Consider the following 323-nt stretch of genomic DNA (forward strand, 5'->3'; position numbering starts at 1 on the left):
ATTGTGGTGGAAACGGTCTTGGAATGAAGGGTACTGGTGTCGAGGTTGGAGTAGTCGCAGGGGAAGTGGGCGAGGAGAAAGATGAGAGGATTGGGAAGGTGGGGGAAGTGCTGGATATGTGGGAGGAGGAAATGAAGAAGGGGATGAGGGGGGGGTGGGTAAAAGATGAGGTGTTTGTTCGATTGAAGAAAATTTGAAAGGAAGAGAAAGGTGTGGATGAAAAAGTGTTTGGGATGAATGGGGTGAAGAGGCAGGAGGTTGGGGCACGTGAACATCGATACGGAGCAGGATTGTCGCAGTTAATGGGCTACGTCGGCGGAATT

General features: G+C 50.8%; 1 protein-coding gene. It reads left to right on the forward strand.

All coding sequences use genetic code 11. The features are described from left to right. Window positions 1-197, forward strand: a 197-nt coding sequence (locus FS736_RS24560) for a hypothetical protein (protein ID WP_186326907.1), incomplete at its 5' end; no start/stop codon positions are given. Window positions 198-323: the final 126 nt, after the last annotated feature.

The organism is Cytobacillus oceanisediminis 2691, assembly GCF_007678455.1.
GTDB lineage: Bacteria > Bacillota > Bacilli > Bacillales > Cytobacillaceae > Mesobacillus > Mesobacillus oceanisediminis_A.